This is a genomic window from Xanthomonas sp. CFBP 8152 (genome assembly GCF_014199025.1).
Taxonomy (GTDB): Bacteria; Pseudomonadota; Gammaproteobacteria; order Xanthomonadales; family Xanthomonadaceae; genus Xanthomonas; species Xanthomonas arboricola_B.
The window spans coordinates 489,596-507,248 of the sequence record NZ_JACHNO010000001.1; the positions used below are offsets into that span (position 1 = coordinate 489,596).

At 65.0% G+C, this 17,653-nt stretch carries 10 protein-coding genes and 1 riboswitch; of the genes, 4 read left to right on the top strand and 6 right to left on the bottom strand.

The genetic code is table 11. From position 1 onward, the window contains the following. Positions 1-17: 17 nt before the first annotated feature. Genes FHT09_RS02115 through FHT09_RS20150 form a run of 4 tightly spaced genes read right to left on the bottom strand, consistent with a single transcriptional unit; the run spans position 18 to position 3,195 of the window. A complete protein-coding gene (locus tag FHT09_RS02115) occupies positions 18-275 on the bottom strand; it encodes an ACT domain-containing protein (RefSeq protein WP_104605111.1) in 258 nt (85 codons plus the stop codon). Further along, complete coding sequence (gene ilvG, locus FHT09_RS02120) at positions 259-1,980, bottom strand: acetolactate synthase 2 catalytic subunit (RefSeq protein ID WP_104536241.1); 1,722 nt, start codon at positions 1,978-1,980, stop codon at positions 259-261. Before ilvG ends, FHT09_RS02115 begins: the two co-directional genes overlap by 17 nt. Before the next feature lie 42 nt (positions 1,981-2,022). Further along, positions 2,023-3,024, bottom strand: a complete 1,002-nt coding sequence (ilvC, locus tag FHT09_RS02125; RefSeq protein WP_104605109.1) for a ketol-acid reductoisomerase — start codon at positions 3,022-3,024, stop codon at positions 2,023-2,025. A gap of 36 nt (positions 3,025-3,060) precedes the next feature. Next, the gene (locus FHT09_RS20150; RefSeq protein ID WP_258077176.1) at positions 3,061-3,195 is read right to left on the bottom strand and encodes a hypothetical protein; all 135 of its coding nucleotides are present in this window, start codon (positions 3,193-3,195) and stop codon (positions 3,061-3,063) included. Between the two features lie 471 nt (positions 3,196-3,666). On the opposite strand from FHT09_RS20150, the gene ggt reads away from it, so the two are divergent. Then, positions 3,667-5,376 carry a gamma-glutamyltransferase gene (gene ggt / locus FHT09_RS02130; protein ID WP_104605107.1) on the top strand — a complete coding sequence of 570 codons (1,710 nt, stop codon included), beginning with the start codon at positions 3,667-3,669 and terminating at the stop codon, positions 5,374-5,376. Positions 5,377-5,463: 87 nt separating this feature from the next. After that, positions 5,464-7,302, top strand: a complete 1,839-nt coding sequence (locus FHT09_RS02135) for a methyl-accepting chemotaxis protein (RefSeq protein WP_181126162.1) — start codon at positions 5,464-5,466, stop codon at positions 7,300-7,302. Between the two features lie 9 nt (positions 7,303-7,311). Here FHT09_RS02135 and FHT09_RS02140 read toward each other — a convergent pair whose 3' ends face one another. Together FHT09_RS02140 and FHT09_RS02145 are read right to left on the bottom strand one after the other, a co-directional pair. Then, positions 7,312-9,249: a prolyl oligopeptidase family serine peptidase gene (locus tag FHT09_RS02140; protein WP_243848927.1), complete on the bottom strand. Its 1,938-nt coding sequence runs from the start codon at positions 9,247-9,249 to the stop codon at positions 7,312-7,314. A gap of 347 nt (positions 9,250-9,596) precedes the next feature. Further along, positions 9,597-12,368, bottom strand: a complete 2,772-nt coding sequence (locus tag FHT09_RS02145; protein WP_104605201.1) for a TonB-dependent receptor — start codon at positions 12,366-12,368, stop codon at positions 9,597-9,599. Between the two features lie 430 nt (positions 12,369-12,798). Continuing rightward, a riboswitch (TPP riboswitch) is annotated at positions 12,799-12,896 on the top strand. Positions 12,897-13,010: 114 nt separating this feature from the next. Between FHT09_RS02145 and thiC the strand changes: the two genes are divergently transcribed. Next, positions 13,011-14,888, top strand: coding sequence for a phosphomethylpyrimidine synthase ThiC (gene thiC / locus FHT09_RS02150; RefSeq protein ID WP_104605103.1), 1,878 nt, complete (start codon positions 13,011-13,013; stop codon positions 14,886-14,888). A 422-nt stretch (positions 14,889-15,310) separates the two neighbouring features. Next, entirely contained in the window at positions 15,311-17,641 is a 2,331-nt protein-coding gene (locus tag FHT09_RS02155; RefSeq protein ID WP_104605101.1) for a winged helix-turn-helix domain-containing protein, read from the top strand. The last annotated feature ends 12 nt before the right edge of the window (positions 17,642-17,653 follow it).

Here is a 17,653-nt window from a genome sequence, read left to right on the forward strand (position 1 = left end):
GCGTGAGGTCTGGGCGTTCATGCCGCGACCTCGACCGAGTCCAGCGCGGTGATCACCACCGACTCGCAGTCGTACACCTTCTCCAACTGCAGGCGCAGCGTTTCCGGCGGGCGGGCGCTGTCCACCTCCAGTTGCATATGCCAGCGGCCGGCATCGTCCGGGGCGCTGGCGCCCTGGATGGCGCAGGGGCGGAAGCCGCGTCGCTCGGTCATGCCGAGCACGCGCACCAATGCGCCTTCGGCCGGCTTCAGCACCAGATCAAGCCGGTAACGCATGCGATGTCTCCTTGGCCGCATGTGCGGGATTGCTGTCCAGCATGGTGCTGTTGGCGTTGTTGGGCGGCACCAGCGGCCACACGTTGGCACGCGCGTCGATGGCCACATGCAGCAGGCCGGGGCCGGGCTGTGCCAGCAGTTCGGCCAGCGCGGCATCGACATCGCCGCGCGCGATGATGCGCTTGGCCGGGATGCCGAAGACCTGCGCCAGGGCCGCAAAATCCGGGTTGTCGGACAGATCGATTTCGCTGTAACGCTCGGCGAAGAACAGCTCCTGCCACTGCCGCACCATGCCCAGCGAGCTGTTGTCCAGCAGCACGATCTTCACCGGCAGCTTGCAGCGCGCGATCGTCACCAGCTCCTGCACGTTCATCATGAAACTGCCGTCGCCGGAAACCAGCACCACGGTGCGGTCGGGACAGGCGAACTGCGCGCCCATCGCCGCCGGCAGGCCGAAGCCCATCGTGCCGAGCGCGCCGCTGGTGAGGTGGTTGCGCGGATCGTTGAAGCGGCAATGCTGGGCGACCCACATCTGATGCTGACCCACATCGCAGGCGATGATGGTGTCGGCCGGGGCCACTTCGCTCAGGCGCTTGAGCAGCGCCGGTGCGTAGATATCGGTACCGGGCGCATCGTAACGCGCGCCGAACTTCTCGCGGTTGGCAAAGCAACGCGTGCGCCACGCCTGGCAATTGCCGCGTGCCGCACTCAATGCCTTCAGACTGACCGCCACATCGCCGGGCACTGCGATGTCGGCCGTGCGCAGCTTGGAGATTTCATACGCATCGGCATCCAGATGGATGACGCGCGCGAATGGCGCAAATTCGCTCAACTTGCCGGTGGCACGGTCGTCGAAGCGTGCACCGACAACCACCAACAGATCGCATTCCTGGATCGCCATATTGGCCGCACGGGTGCCGTGCATGCCCAGCATGCCCAGATAGTCCGGATGCGCATGCGGCAACGCGCCCAGGCCGCGCAAGGTCAGCGCGGTGGGAATGCCGGTGACTTCGACAAAGCGCCGGAATGCCTCCACCGCCCCGGCCAAGGCGATGCCGCCACCGCCGTACACGACCGGGCGTTCGGCACTGGCGATGGCCGCCAGGGCCTGCGCCAATTTCGCATCGTCCGGGGCCGGAGGCGGCAGCACTGCCGCCGGCACATGATCGGGCAGGTGCGAGGCGTCGGCGATCTGCACGTCCTTGGGCAGGTCGATCAACACCGGCCCGGGACGTCCCTCGCGCGCGATGCGGAACGCCTCGCGCACCATCTCCGGAAGCTCCTCCACGCACCGCACCAAAAAGCTGTGCTTGACGATCGGCATGGTCATGCCGAACACGTCCAGTTCCTGGAACGCGTCGGTGCCCAGCAGGGGCGTGGCGACCTGGCCGGTCAGGCACACCATCGGCACCGAATCGAGCATCGCATCGGCGATGCCGGTGACCAGATTGGACGCGCCCGGGCCGGAAGTGGCCACGCATACGCCGACCCGGCCGCTGGCACGGGCGTAGCCGTTGGCGGCGAGCGCGGCGCCCTGTTCGTGACGGACCAGGATGTGCTTGAGCCTGGAATCCACCAGGGCGTCGTAGAACGGCATGATGGTGCCGCCCGGATAACCGAACAGCGTTTCCACGCCTTCGGCTTCCAGGGCCTGCGTCAGCCAGCGCGCGCCGTTGCGGGGCGTGCTGTGTGCGGAGGTGTTCATGCGTTGCGGACCTTCGGTGTTAGCGGTGGGGGTGCGGCGGCATTACGCCGCTTGTTGATTCGCAGGTGCGGCGGCGGCTTGCTGCTGACCGTTGAGCCACACCATCTTGGCGCGCAGCTTCTTGCCCACTTCCTCGATCGGGTGCTCCAGATCGGCCTGCTTGAACTTGTTGTAGTTCGGCAGGCCGGCTTCGTATTCGGCCACCCAGTTCTTGGTGAAGGTGCCGTTCTGGATATCGGTCAGCACGTCCTTCATGCGCGCCTTGGTGCTGGCGTCGATCACGCGCGGGCCGCTGACATAATCGCCGTACTGCGCGGTTTCGGACACGAATTCCAGCATGCGGGTGATGCCGCCTTCGTAAAACAGGTCCACGATCAACTTCAGTTCGTGCAGCACTTCGTAGTACGCGATTTCCGGCTGATAGCCGGCTTCCACCAGCACTTCGAACCCGGCCTGCACCAGCGACGAGGCGCCGCCGCACAGCACGGCCTGCTCGCCGAACAGATCGGTCTCGGTCTCTTCCTTGAAGGTGGTCTTGATGATGTTGGCGCGCGCGCCGCCCAGGCCACCGGCATAGGTCAGCGCGAACTGCTCGGCCTTGCCGCTGGTGTCCTGGTGGACCGCATAGATGCATGGCACGCCACGCCCGATCTCGTATTCGCGACGCACCAGCGCGCCCGGGCCCTTCGGCGCGACCAGCACCACATCCAGATCGGCACGCGGGGTGATCATGTCGAAATGCACGTTCAGGCCATGCGCGAACAGCAGGCCGGCGCCTTGCTTCATGTTCGGGGCGATGACCTCTTCGTAGAGCTTCTTCTGCACCATGTCCGGGGTCAGGATCGCGACCAGGTCGGCACTCTTGACCGCCTCGGCCGGCGCCACCACGGTGAAGCCGTCGGCCTGGGCCTTGGACTCGGTCGGGCCACCGGCACGCAGGCCGACGGTGACGTCGAAGCCGGAATCGCGCAGGTTCAGCGCATGTGCGCGGCCCTGGCTGCCGTAGCCGATGATCGCGATTTTCGGTTGGGTGTCATTGCTCATGGAGTAGTCCTTGCGGGGTTGGCAGTGGGAAATGAATCAGCAGGCAGCGTCGAAGGCTGGCCGGCCGAGCAAAGCGGGGATGGACGACGGCACCGGCCATGCAGGCATTGCACCAGCGCAGTGGTCGGCGCGGGTGGGATAGATGGTGGCGATGTCGGTGATGTCGTTCATGTCATTCGAAACTTTTGGTGGTCCCTGAAACGCGAAACCCCGCGCCGTTGCCGGTGCGGGGTCTGATCGAAGCCTTGTGTGTCTGTTGCCTACACGAAGTCCCGTCCCGCACCGGTTGGCGAGGTAATAAGTACGAGCACGAGAAGCGACGCTGCCGACGCGCCGAAGGGCGCGGACACTGGGGCGTTCGAGGTGGTGTGGCGGTGCGACATGTGACTGAGATAACCATCGCAGCAGGTGGGGTGTCAACCCTTGCGCCTGAAACGGCCGCATCAATGGGTGTTATGTCGCGCGAAACCGCGTGGCAGCAGCATGGTTGCTGTTGAAACCGGATCGACGCGGGCCAGTGTTGGAGGATATGGGCACCTAAATGCGCGGCATTTGTGCTGACACGCAGTGCTCACCGAGCGACACCGCCCGACCCGCTGGTATGGTTGGCAACTCACATGTGCTGTCCGGGGATCTCCTGTCATGCGTCGCGTACCTGTGTTGTTGGTGTCTGCCTTGGCGCTGCTCGCGCCGCCCCTCAGTGCTGCCGACCGGATCACCGGGCAGCCGTTCGCCACCCGCTCGGAAGTCATCGCCCCGCATGCGATGGCGGCGACCTCGCAGCCGTTGGCCACCCAGATCGCGCTAGATGTCATGAAGGACGGCGGCTCGGCAGTGGATGCGGCGATTGCCGCCAATGCCGCACTGGGCCTGATGGAGCCGACCGGCAATGGCGTCGGCGGGGATCTGTTCGCCATCGTCTGGGACCCCAAGACCAGCAAGCTCTACGGCTACAACGGCTCGGGCCGCTCGCCCAGGTCGCTGACCCTGGCCGAGTTCCAGCGCCGTGGGTTGAAGGACATTCCGCCGACCGGCCCGTTGCCGGTATCGGTGCCGGGCGCGGTGGATGGCTGGTTCGCGCTGCACGGGCGCTTCGGGCGCAAGCCGATGGCGCAGAACCTGGCCCCGGCGATCCGCTACGCCCGCGAAGGCCATCCGGTGGCCGAGACCATCGCCTATTACTGGGACCGCTCGGTGCCGCGCCTGTCGCAGTACCCCGGCTTCAAGGAGCAGTTCACCATCGACGGCCATGCCCCGCGCAAGGGCGAGCTGTGGAAGAACCCGAACCTTGCCAACACCCTGCAGCAGATTGCCGACGGCGGCCGCGATGCGTTCTACAAGGGCGACATCGCCCGCACCATCGGCGCCTATTTCAAGGCCAATGGCGGCTACCTGAGTTACGAGGATCTGGCCAGCCACACCGGCGAATGGGTGGAGCCGGTGTCCACCAACTACCGTGGCTTTGATGTCTGGGAGTTGCCGCCCAACAGTCAGGGCATCGCCGCGCTGCAGATGCTCAATATCCTGGAGGGCTACGATTTCTCCAAGATCCCGTATGGCTCGGCCGAGCACGTGCACCTGTTCACCGAAGCCAAGAAGCTGGCCTTCGCCGACCGCGCGCGCTTCTATGCCGACCCGGCGTTCCAGCCGGCGCCGCTGGCCAAACTGATTTCCAAGGACTACGCCGCCAAGCGTCGCGCGCTGATCTCCATGGACAAGGCGCTCAAGGAAGTGCAGCCGGGCACGCCAAAGCAGCTGGAAGAAGGCGACACCATCTACATGACCGTGGCCGATGCCGACGGCATGATGGTGTCGTTGATCCAGTCCAACTACCGCGGCATGGGCAGCGGCATGGCCCCGCCGGGGCTGGGCTTCATCCTGCAGGACCGCGGCGAGATGTTCGTGCTGAAAAAGGATCACCCCAACGGCTACGCGCCGGGCAAGCGGCCGTTCCAGACCATCATTCCCGCCTTCGTCACCAAAGACGGCAAGCCGTGGCTGAGCTTCGGGGTGATGGGCGGGGCGATGCAGCCGCAGGGGCACGTGCAGATCCTGATGAACCTGGTGGACTTCCATATGAATCTGCAGGAGGCTGGCGACGCGCCACGCATCCAGCATGAAGGATCCACCGAACCGACCGGCCAGGCCACCGCGATGAGTGATGGTGGCGAGGTCAACCTGGAAACCGGCTTCTCCTACGACACCATCCGCGCGCTGATGCGCAAAGGCCACCGGGTGATCTTTGCCGATGGCCCGTATGGCGGGTACCAGGCGATCGCGCGCGACCCGGCCAGCGGGGTGTATTACGGCGCTTCGGAAAGCCGCAAGGACGGTCAGGCCGCCGGTTACTGATGACTGAGCAATCGCTTGTGGATGCGTGGTGCGGCTCAATTGCAGTCGCAGCGCGCCGCTAATGATGGTGATGGATTAGGAATTGCCATGAACTCGATGCAACAGCCCGATCGGCCGTCGCAAACGCATGCGGCGCTGCTCCCCGATGCACCAGTCGCCCTGCTGCGGCTATCGGCCGAGGCCTGCGTGGTGGCCTGCAACCGCGCAGGCCTGGACGTCCTGGGCAAGACCGCTGGCGAGCTGCAAGGCGCGTCGGCATCGGTGTTGTGGGGATTGAGTGCAGCCGATCTGGTCGGCGAAGATGGCGTATGGGCCGCCGCAGGGGACGACCCGGCCCGGCGCGTGCGCTATGTGCGCGACCGCGAGCACGGTGGCTGGATGCTGTCGCTGCCGCATGTGGAAACCGCGATCCTGCTGCGTGAGGCCACCCGTCTGGCCGAAGACAGCCGGCCGGTGCCGATCTCGCCGCTGCTGCAGCCGCTGGTGGCGCGCCTGCAGGCCGAACACGAGGACCGCACCGTGCTGGAGCGCACTGCCCAGGCGCTGGCCGGTTGCGAGCTGGAACTGTTGCTGCCGCCCGGTCTGGCGGAGACCGGCATGGGGCGCCGGCTGCAGTCGGGCTTCGGCAACCTGGCCGAGGCGATCCGGCAGGCAGTGGCGTTGTCGGTGCAGATCGCCGCCGAAGTGCCGCCGCTTGTGGCCGAGAACGACGAGATGGTGCGCCAGTCGCAGGCGCAGACCGACGCGCTGGATGGCGCCCGCACGGCGGTGGAGCGGCTCTCTTCGAGCTTGCAGGACGTCAATGCCGACCTGGCTCAGGTGATTGCGCTGGCCGCCAGTGCCGACGAAAGCGCACGTCAGGGCGTCGCCGCCGCACATGCGCTGGGCCAGGCCATGCACGAAGTGGAGCGCCGCGCCGCGCGCGCCGGCGAGGTCATCGAAGTCATCGACTCGGTGGCGTTCCAGACCAACATCCTGTCGATCAACGCCAGCATCGAAGCTGCGCATGCCGGCGATGCCGGGCGCGGATTTGCGGTGGTCGCCACCGAGATCCGCCGCCTGGCCGAACGGGCGGCCGCGGCAGCGCGCGACGTGCGCACGATCCTGGCCGAAACCAGCGCCGCGGTGGGCGAGGGCGCGGCCTCCGCGCGCGGCACCGAGGTGGTGCTCGATGGCATCACCCGCGTGCTCGGCCAGGCCAGCAGCGCCATGACCACGGTGGCCGGACGTATCCAGGCGCAGGACGGCGAGATTCGCGGCATCGAAAGTGCCGTCGATGGCGTGGTGGCGCTGGGCCGCAGCAACCTGCAGCATGCTGCGCATGTGGCCGAACGTAGCGAAGCGCTGGAGCGCGGCACCGAGACGCTGCGCGATTGCGTGGGCCTGTTCCGTCTGCCGGCCGACCCGCTGAAAGTGCCCAGGCACGCGCGCGTCAAGGAACTCGCCGTGGCGACCGCCGCTCGCATCGGCACTGCCCTGGCGCAGGCCATCGCACGCGGCCAGATCGACGAAGCGGCGCTGTTCGCGCGCAGCTACACGCCGATTGCCGGCGTGGAGCCTGCCAAGTTCAGCACCGACTTCGATGCGCTTTGCGACGAGGTGTTGCCGGCCTTGCAGGAGCCGCTGCTGGATGCGCATCCGTGGATCGTGTTCGCCATCTGCGCCAATCCCGACGGCTATGTGCCCACGCATAACCTGCGTTTCAGCCAGCCGCTGACCGGCGATCCCAAGCGCGATCTGGTCGGCAACCGCACCAAGCGCAAGTTTACCGACCGCGTCGGCCGTAGCGTGGGCGCGCATACCGACCCGTATCGCCTGCAGGTCTACCGCCGCGATACCGGGCAGATCATGTTCGACCTGTCGGCCCCGATCTACGTCGGTGGCAAGCACTGGGGCGGTTTGCGAGTGGGCTATACGCTGGAGTAGCTTGCGTCGTTAATGCGGCGTCGCTGCGGAGACGGCACTGGGCGCCGCCGCCGCAGTGGTGCCCCCCAACTGCTCGGCAAGAAAGCGTTCGAGGGTGCGATAGAACGTCACTTGATTGGCTTCCTTGTAGAAGCCGTGTCCTTCCTTGGGAACGGCCATCCACTGCGGCGCGTTGCCGCTGCGCGTCAATGCCGCACGCAGACTCTTGGCCTGGGCAAACGGGGCTCGTTCGTCCTCTTCGCCGTGCACGAGCAGCACCGGCACCTTGATGCGGTCGGCCAACATCACCGGGGAATGCGCGGCCAGTTCGGCGGTATCGCGGCCGATGGCGCGCTCCAGATAATTCAGGCCGTAGTCGCTGCGATTGATGTCGCCCTTGCTGTACATCATCTGCAGATCGTAGATGCCGGCTACGCCGACCGTGCAGCGGAACAATTCCGGCGCCTTGACCTGCACCATCATGGCGGCATACGCGCCGAAGCTGGCGCCATAGCTGCAGATGCGCGTCTGATCGGCGAGTCCCTGGTCCACCGCCCAGCGAACGCCGTCGATCAGATCCTCCTGGATACGCTCGCCCCACTGGCGATACCCGGCGCGTTCGAACCGGTTGCCACGACCCAGTCCGCCGCGATAGTTGACCTGCAGTACCAGATACCCGCGGCTGGCCAGGAACTGGGCGTCGGTATCGAAGGCCCAGCCATCCCCATCTGCATGCGGGCCGCCGTGCGGCAGCAGAATCATCGGCAACCGCATCCCGTTTGCAGCGGTGCCGGGGACGGTGAGCACACCGTCCAGGATCAACCCGTCGCTGGCCTGAAAGGTCACCATGCGACGCTCGCTCATCTGCGCCGCCTGCAATGCACTGCGTGCCTTGATGACAAGTTTCAGCGTATTGCTCGGCCGGTCGAAGATGTACCAGGCCCCGGCATCGCGGTCGCTGTAGGCCCTGAGCAGCAGGCTGTTGCCGTCCTCGGTGAAATTGATGAAGTCCACGTACTGGCCGGCCAGGGTCTGGCTCAAGCTCCGGTGCAGTTGCGCTTCGGCAGTGTCCTGCTCGACATAGCGCAGTGTCGGCCGCCCCGGTCCAAGTCGCGCAGCAAATGGCGTTTGCTGCGCCGTGCCCCACTGCAGATCGTCCACGCTGTAGAACGGGTCGGACGCGAGCACGCTGCGCTGCTGGCCGTCGGGATCGGTGGCCACCAGGACTGCAGGGCCGCCCGCCTCGCTGTACCAGCCATACAGGCGACCTGGCTGGCGTGCAAATGCGATCGGTCGCCAGCTGGCCTGGACCTGGGTCATCGACGACCAGCCGTTGCCCGATCGGCGGAACAGCAACGGGTTATCGTTGTCGTCGCTGCCGTATGCGTATTGCGCCACGCCATCGTGGTCCAGTACGAACCGCAGATCGGGGACGTCGATGTCGGCCATCAGGCGATGGGTGGTGGTGTTGGCGTCGACGTCGTAGAGCATCGAGTGGCGCGAATCCAGCGACAGACGCCGCATGTAGAAATGGCCGTTGCGGCGACTCGGCAGGCCCTCGATATAGCCGAATCCGCGCTCCAGCCCCGCATTGCGGGTGCTTTGCAGGTAGCCATACACATAGCGCTGATTGCTGCCATCCAGGTCGGTGGCGATGATCTCGCCCATCGGCATGGGCTCTTCCAGCGAGCCGAGTTTGCGCCCCTTGCCGATCACCAGCCGGCGGTCGCTGACCCAGGCGATGCGCACCGGCAACTCATAGCGCGGCAAGCGCAGCATCGTGGTGGATTGCATGCCGGCGATGCGGTAAACCACCAGCGCGTAGTTGCCATCGCCCAGATCCGCACTGACCGCCAGATGCTTTCCATCGGGTGACATCGCCGGCGAGGAGATCGGACCGGACTCGACGAAGGCCTCTGCAGGCGGCGTGGAGGCGGCCTGTGCGGTCCCTGAAAACAACCCCATCATCAGCAGCACTGCTGTCCAACCAAACCGGTGCATCCCCTGCATCTGCATCGTCCATCCCCTGTTTCACAGAAAGATAACGAAGTGGCAATGGATGTGGCAAGTGGGTTTACCAAAAAAAAAGCCGCCGAAGATCGGCGGCAGGGAGAGAGAGCAGGTTTCTTGTTGTAGTGACTGCAGGCTAGCGCTGCGATGTGCCGTGGAAATGTCCCCGCATGGCGCCGCTGGCGTGCTGCGTGCCAGCCGACCGGTTGCGTGTCAGCCCTGGCACATGCACAACGACCTCCCGAAGGAGGTCGTTGTGACAACCGGCGTGTCCAGGCAGCGGACCGGCGATTCAGGGGCCGCGATCAGAAGCGCTGGGTGTACTGCAGGTAGCTGTAGCGTCCCGGGATGGCATAGGCCGAATCGAACGAGTTGGCAGAGGCGCTGAGGGCCACCGGCGGGTCGCGGTCGAAGACGTTGTTCAGACCCACGCGCACGGTCGCCTTCCACGGCAGCTGGTAAGACACCTGCATATCGTTGAACGCAGTCGCCGCGACGTGGCGATAGTTGCCGGTGTCGTCCAGCTCCGAGTCGTAGTCCTTCATGCCCGAGTAGTAGCGCACGGCCCAGTTGGCGGCCAGGTTGCCGTAGCTCCAGTCCAGGGTGAACGTGCCGCGCGTGCGCCAGTTCGGGTTATTGGTGTGGTAGATGCCGTTGTAGCTTTCCCACGCCGAATTGTCGTCCTGCTTCTGTTCGTTGACGGCCACGTAGGTCGAATCCAGCGTCAGCATGAACTGGCCGATCGCGGTCTGCGGCAGCTTGTAACGCGCGGTGAAATCGTAGCCCTGCATGCGTTGCTCGCCGACGTTCACTGGCTGGATCACCAGGCCGGTGATGGTGCCGGTGGCATCGCGCGTGACCAGGTCGCAGAACGCCGAGACATTGAACTGGTAACACTGCGACAGGATCTGGTTGGCGCTGAATTCAGTGATCGCGTCGGTGATCTTGATCTTCCACCAGTCCAGCGACACGTCCAGGCCTTGCACCGAGGCGGGGCTATAAACGAAACCGAGCGTGGCGTTCTTGGATTTTTCCGGTTGCAGATTGGCGTTGCTGGTGTAGGTGAACGGATAGATGGTCTGGCCGGAGTTGCCGCTGGCGCTGTTGTACTCGGCCACGTAATTGGCCGGCACGCCGCCGGCTGCGCATGCCGCGGCAATCGCGCTGGTGTAGGAGGTGCTGTTGGTCGAGCAGGGGTCGGAGTAGGTATCGAAGCTGTCCGATGCGCCCAGGTACAGGTCTTCGATCGATGGCGCGCGGAAGCCGGTGGCGTAGTTGCCACGGATCAACAGATCGGCGACCGGCTTCCACTTGAAGCCGAACTTGCTGTTGGTGGTGCTGCCGAAGGTGTTGTAGTCCGAGTAACGCACTGCTGCGCTCAATTCCAGCAACTGCGCACCGGCCACATCCTTCAGCAGCGGAATCGCCACCTCGGTGTAGTAGTCGTTGAGCGTGTACGAGCCGGAGGTCGGGGTGAACGAATTGCCCGAGGTGTAACCGGCCGAAATCAAGGCATCCGGCGAAGAGAAGCCGCTTTCTTCGCGATGTTCGACACCGGCGGCAAAGCTCATCCAGCCGGCGGGAAGCTCGAACAGATCGCCGGTGAGGTTGGCGGTGAAACTGCTGTTCTTGTACTGGTAGGTGTTGTGCGCGGTGAACAGGATGTAGTCCAGCATTTCCTGGGTCACGCCACCGGCCGGCGACAGAGGATTGAACGGCACGCAGCCGGCAATGACGGCGCCGCCGCTGTCCAGGCACGACAGGGTGCCATTGACGATGGCGGATGCACCGAGCGCATTGCCCAGGTTGAGCAAGTTGACATCGCCGTACTGGGTTTCGGTCTGGTCGGTCTGATTGTGCGCAAAGCCCACATCCCAACTGAACTGCCTGTCCGCAAACTGGAAGTCGCCTTCCAGCCCGGTGTACACGTGCGAGGTCTTGACGTCCTGCTGGTAGGTGCGCGCGAATTCGGTCAACCGATGCGACCAACCCACATCGCGCCCGTCGCCGCCGTAGGCGCTGTTGTACGGGTTGTAGTAGCTGTCCCCGCTCATCAGGATGCCGGTGTTGACCGAGGCCAGTGGAAAGCCGGCCAGTTGCTGCGACGATTGGCGGCGGTTGTACAGCCCGTCGAACTTGAAGCGCACGTTGTCGGTGAGTGCGTAGTTGCCTTGCACGTACAAGGCATCGCGCTTTTGCGGCGTGACCAGGTAATTGTCCTTGGCGTAGTTGTAGCCGTATTCGGAGGTATTGAAGGCGGTGTACTGGTCCAGGCCGTAGCGCGGATAATTGCTGTCGCCGCTGGCCGTTGCGCTCCCGGGCAACACGGTCCAGGCACCGCTGTTGCCATTTGCACGCAGACGGCCGCTCGCCGAGTAGCTGCTGTAGGCCGACGACCCTGCGCCATATACCGGCTCGGCCGAGATCTCGCGGTCGCCTGCCATCACCGCATCTTCCTTGACGCTGGACAGCCCGATCACCAGGTTGCCGCGTTCGCTGGTGGCGCCCACGGTGGCATCGAACGAGGTGCGTTGACCGTCGCCCTGGCCGTACTGGCCGACGTAGGCGTTGACCTCGGCACCATCGAAATCGGAACGGGTGATGATGTTGACCACACCGGCAATGGCATCGGAGCCATAGATCGACGAGGCGCCGTCCTTGAGCACTTCCACGCGCTCCACGATGGCCGACGGAATGGTGTTGAGATCCACCGAGCCGGACAGGCCCGACACCCAGCGCCGCCCATTGACCAGCACCAGGGTGCGTGAGGCGCCCAGGTTGCGCAGGCTCACCGTGGCCGAGCCGTCGCCGCCGTTGTTGACGGTGGAGTTCATCGTTGCGCCGTTGGAGGGGATGCGCTTGAGCACATCGGCCACCGAGGTCAGGCCCTGCTTTTCGATGTCCTGGCGCGTGAGCACCAGCACCGGTTGCGAATTTTCCACATCGACCGAGCGGATGCGTGAGCCGGTGACTTCGATCTTGTCCAGATTGGTCGGACTCTTGTCGGTCTGTTCCTGAGCGACAGCACTGGTGGTGATGCACAGGCCGATGGCGATCGCGAGCGAGCCCCGACGCAGGGTCGGGTGGAGCGGGGGCATAGTCATGTGTACGGCGATTCCCGGTAGAGGAGGAGCGACAGCGCGATCCCCGTTGGATGGCACCTGCATGCATGCAATTTCATCGGCACGACACGTAGGCTTAGCGGGAATTTAACGAGCGGATTTCGCCGCGGTTTTTCGCCAGACGGCGTCCTGTCGCGGTGTGACGCGCGCAGTGCGTGGACGCGCCATGCAATGCCGGCGCGACGTTGCGCGTGTGCGGTCCTGACCTGCGATGCCATGCACGGACATATGTCGCCGTCGGGCGCCACAACACCGCTGTGCCTGCAGCCAGGCAGGCGCGGCGAATGTCCGGCACGGAATGGGCCACTGACGCAGCTCGGCGCCGAGCGCGTTGCCGACGCCCCGCAACATTTTTTAGCCGCGCAAGGGCGATGTGGTTTAATCGCCGCCGAAGTGGGGGTACCGCAGTGCGCTGCGGTTGAGATAGTCCCTTCGAACCTGATCCGGCTGATACCGGCGTAGGGAAGCTTCGTTAGATGCGATGGTCCGTGCCTGCGCGGGCGCATCGCCATTGAGCGCCGCCGCTTCGTCCGCCTGCGAATCCTTCGCAGAGCCAGCGCCGTGGGTGCTGGTCTTCCAGCACACAGGACGAACGCCATGCATGCCGCGCCTACCGTTTTGCAGCAACAAGCCCAGTCGCTGTCCGGGGCTGTGACCCAGCCGATTCCAGGCTCCCGCAAGATTTTCGTGCAGGGCTCGCGCGCCGATCTGCAGGTGCCGATGCGCGAGATCGCATTGACCCGCACACCGACCCTGTTCGGTGGCGAAGACAATGCCCCGCTCAGCGTCTACGACACCTCCGGGCCGTATACGGACCCGCATGCCCAGATCGATCTCGTCGCGGGTCTGGCGCCGCTGCGCGCGCGCTGGATCGACGAGCGTGGCGATACCGTGGCCCTGGAAGGCCTGAGTTCCAGCTTCGGCCGCGGCCGCGAGCGCGATGCGCGCCTGGATGCGGTGCGTTTTCCTGCACGGCGTCTTCCACGCGCGGCGCGCGCCGGTGCCAACGTCACCCAGATGCATTACGCACGGCGCGGCATCATCACTCCGGAAATGGAATTCGTGGCGATTCGCGAAAACCAGCGCCTGGAAGCGGTGACCGATGCGATCCTGCGCAAGCAGCATCCGGGCGAAGCCTTCGGCGCCGCGATCCAGCAACGCATCACGCCGGAATTCGTGCGTGATGAAATCGCACGCGGTCGCGCGATCCTGCCCAACAACATCAATCACCCTGAAAGCGAACCGATGATCATCGGTCGCAATTTCCTGACCAAGATCAATGCCAACATCGGCAACAGCGCCGTGTCGTCCGGTATTGCAGAAGAGGTCGAAAAGCTGGTGTGGGCGATCCGCTGGGGCGGCGACACGGTCATGGACCTGTCCACCGGCAGGCATATCCACGAAACGCGCGAATGGATCATCCGCAATTCGCCGGTGCCGATCGGCACGGTGCCGATCTATCAGGCGCTGGAAAAGGTCGACGGGCGTGCGGAAGAGCTCACCTGGGACATCTTCCGCGATACCTTGATCGAACAGGCAGAGCAGGGCGTGGATTACGTCACCATCCACGCCGGTGTGCTGCTGCGCTACGTGCCGCTCACGGCCAAGCGGGTCACCGGCATCGTCTCGCGCGGCGGCTCGATCCTGGCCAAATGGTGCCTGGCCCATCACAAGGAAAATTTCCTCTACACGCACTTTGAGGATATCTGCGACATCATGAAGGCTTATGACGTCGCGTTTTCGCTGGGAGATGGCTTGCGCCCGGGCTGCATTGCCGATGCCAATGACGCAGCCCAGTTCGGCGAGCTGGAAACGCTGGGCGAATTGACCAGGATCGCCTGGAAGCACGATGTGCAGACCATGATCGAAGGTCCGGGGCACGTGCCGATGCAGCTGATCAAGGAAAACATGGACAAGCAGCTGCGCGAATGCGGCGAGGCGCCGTTCTACACCTTGGGGCCGCTAACCACCGATATTGCGCCCGGTTACGACCACATCACCAGCGCGATCGGTGCGGCCATGATCGGCTGGTTCGGCACCGCGATGCTTTGCTATGTCACGCCCAAGGAACATCTGGGCCTGCCCAACCGGCAGGACGTACGCGACGGCATCATGGCCTACAAGATCGCCGCGCATGCGGCGGACCTGGCCAAGGGGCATCCCGGTGCGCAGGTGCGCGATAACGCCTTGAGCAAGGCGCGCTTCGAATTCCGTTGGGACGACCAGTTCCATCTCGGACTGGATCCGGAAAAGGCCAAGGAGTTCCACGACGAAACCCTGCCAAAGGACGCGCACAAGCTGGCGCACTTCTGCTCGATGTGCGGGCCGCATTTCTGTTCGATGAAGATCACCCAGGACGTGCGCGATTACGCGGCCGAGCACGGCATGGGCGAGGCGCATGCCTTGTCGGCGGGAATGGAAGAAAAATCGGCGCAGTTTCGGGCGCAAGGCGCGCAGGTGTATCGCGCCACCTGACATGCAGCATCGTCGTTGCGTGCAGCAGACTGATTGGCTGCTTAGGAAAAATTCAGCTTCGGCTTAGGCAGATCGCGGCGCGGCACGCAAGTGCCGTGCTGCGACTGCAATGCAAGCGGTTACAGCCCGCAAGCATTTCGCGGCATTTTTATGAATCGCAGATAAAAAAATCGCGCCAGAGGCGCGAAGGGGACATCGTAATTATTTGAATTCGTCGGCGAGAGAGAGAGAGCCTGACGTCGCCACCTGTCGTAGGGAAGCAACGAGGCATAGAGTAAAATTTGCACCAAATGGATGCATGACACAGTTGGTCGTGGTCCTTTGCTGAATTTGGCGTTTCGTGCGAACTGCGTGATGCGTTCTTTGTGGTCCTTGCATGCCGATGCGTGTCTTTGCCGATGAGTGTTCCTCCCGCTAATGCGATGCCATCTGGCCGGTTATGTGTCGGCCAGTGTGTGGTCGACGTCGCCTCACGCGAAGTGCATGCGCCGGGCGCCAGGCGCGCCGCACGGCTGGCACCGAAATCCCTGGCAGTACTGCTGACGCTGGCGCGGCAGCCGGGCCAGGTGGTGACGCGCGATCAGCTACTGGCCGAGGTCTGGCCCGACACCCTGCCGACCAACGACGTGGTGACCCAGGCGGTCACGCAACTGCGCAAGGCATTGGCCAGCAACGACAGCCAGCGCTTCGCACATATCGAGACCATCGCCAAGACCGGCTATCGTCTGCTGGCCCCGGTTGCGTGGGAACAGCAGGCCGACAGTTCGGCCGATGCTGCCGTGCGTGCAACGGCTGCAACCGCGTCGAATAGCGTGCCTGGCGAGCGCGATCGCACAGTCGGCGTCACGGCCACTGCCGCATTGGAGCGCAGCCCGGCAACCCCGCAGATTCCACCATCGGCTCGGCCCGCGCCGGCTGCAGTGCAGCAGCGCCGTTGGATGGCCCTGGCGGTGGCCGGCGTGGCCCTGCTGGTGGTGCTGGGGCTGGCGGCGCGGACGCTGTGGATGCGCGCGCCAGCCCGCGACGCGGCGACCTCGGCAGTGCTCGGCAGCCCCAAGCGCCCCTATCAGATCATCACCGCAGGTGGCAGTTTCGACCTTACGCCCAGCCTGTCGCCGGACGGAGCGATGGTGGCGTACGCCTCGCTGACCAGCGATCGTGCGGGCACCTCGATCCTGGTCAAGACCACCAACAACGCCTATCCGCGCGTGCTGGAGACGCCGGCGGCCGGCGTTTCCGATCGGCTGCCGGCCTGGTCGCCGGACGGACGCGAGATCGCCTTCTCGCGGCAAATGCCCGATGGCACCTGCCGCATCATGATTGCCGCCGCCGCCGGCCCGGCGTCCGCACGCGAGGTGGCGCGCTGCGACGGCGCGGACATGCTCAGTTTCAGTTGGTCGCCGAACGGCCGCGGCTTGCTGTTCGGCAGCATGACGGGTGCATACGGAGCGTCGCGCATGCGTCGGCTGGATCTGGAAACCGGCCAGTGGCAGCCGCTGAGCTATAGCGCGCAGCCGACCGACTTCGACTACACGCCGCGCTATTCGCCCGACGGGCGCTGGATCGTGTTCGTGCGCAATCCGCAGCTTGGCGATCTGTGGCGCGTTCCGGCAAGCGGCGGAACCGCCGAACGACTGACCCACGACAACGCCGATATCCGCGGCTGGAGCTGGCTGCCCGACGGCAGCGGCCTGATCTTCGGGCGCCGTGTGGACAGCGAAGCGCGGCTCTACCGGCTCGATCTGGTCGACCGCAGCCTGCATGACTTCGGGGTGGACGATGCGCAGGCACCGGATGTGGCGCATGGGCATCTGGTGTTCGTGCAGCGCAAACCGCAATTCGGCGTGTATCAGGTCATTCACGACCCCATGAACGGCGGCTACATCCGCCGCCGGCTGTTTCCCTCCAGCGGGCGCGACGACCAACCGATGATCGCGCCGGACGGGCGCCAGCTGATCTTCGCCTCCAACCGCTCCGGTGCGTACGGCCTGTGGTGGGGCGATGTCGGCAAACCTGGCTCGGTGCGGCTGATCGAAGGCCTGCGGCCGGATGCGCGCCAGGCCGCCGATTGGTCGGCCGACTCGCAACGCGTGCTGGTCAGCGGCAGCGACGCGCAGGGGCATGCGGCACTGTTCGAAGTGACCCCGAGCACCGGCAAGGCGCTGCGGCTACCGGTGCCGCAGCCGCGACCGTTGCAGGCGATCCATGTTCCCGATCCCGATCGGTTGTTGGTGGTGGCTGCCGCCGATGACGGGCACACCTTCGCCACGCTCTACGACAGACGAAGCGCTCCATGGCGCGCGCTGGCGTCGCTGCAGGACGTCTCGCAGCTGCGGCTGGACCGCGTCAGCGGCCAGGTATTGCTGACGCGTCTGACCGGCGGCGGGCTATGGCAGATCGCCCCGTCGCTGGCGGCCGACACCTTGCAGCCGGTCGATCCGCAGCAACCCTCGCGCTGGCGCTATCGCAGCTGGGCGCCCGGCGCGCGTGGTCAGGTGCATTACCTGTCGTCCACCGACACCTGCGCCACCCATGACAGTGAGCTGCGCGGTGGTGACGGGCGCTGCCTGGACGTGGCCAAGTACACCACCATCAACGGCTTCAGCGTGGATCAGCGCAGCGGTGCGCTGTATGTGGCACTGGCAGAGGAAGATGGCAGCGCGATCGCCTTCATGCCATTGCCGGAACGCCTGGCAACGCCCCTGGGCGTGATGCCCAACCTGTTGATCTTTCTAAGGAACATCGCCTCGTAAGTTCTTCGGAAA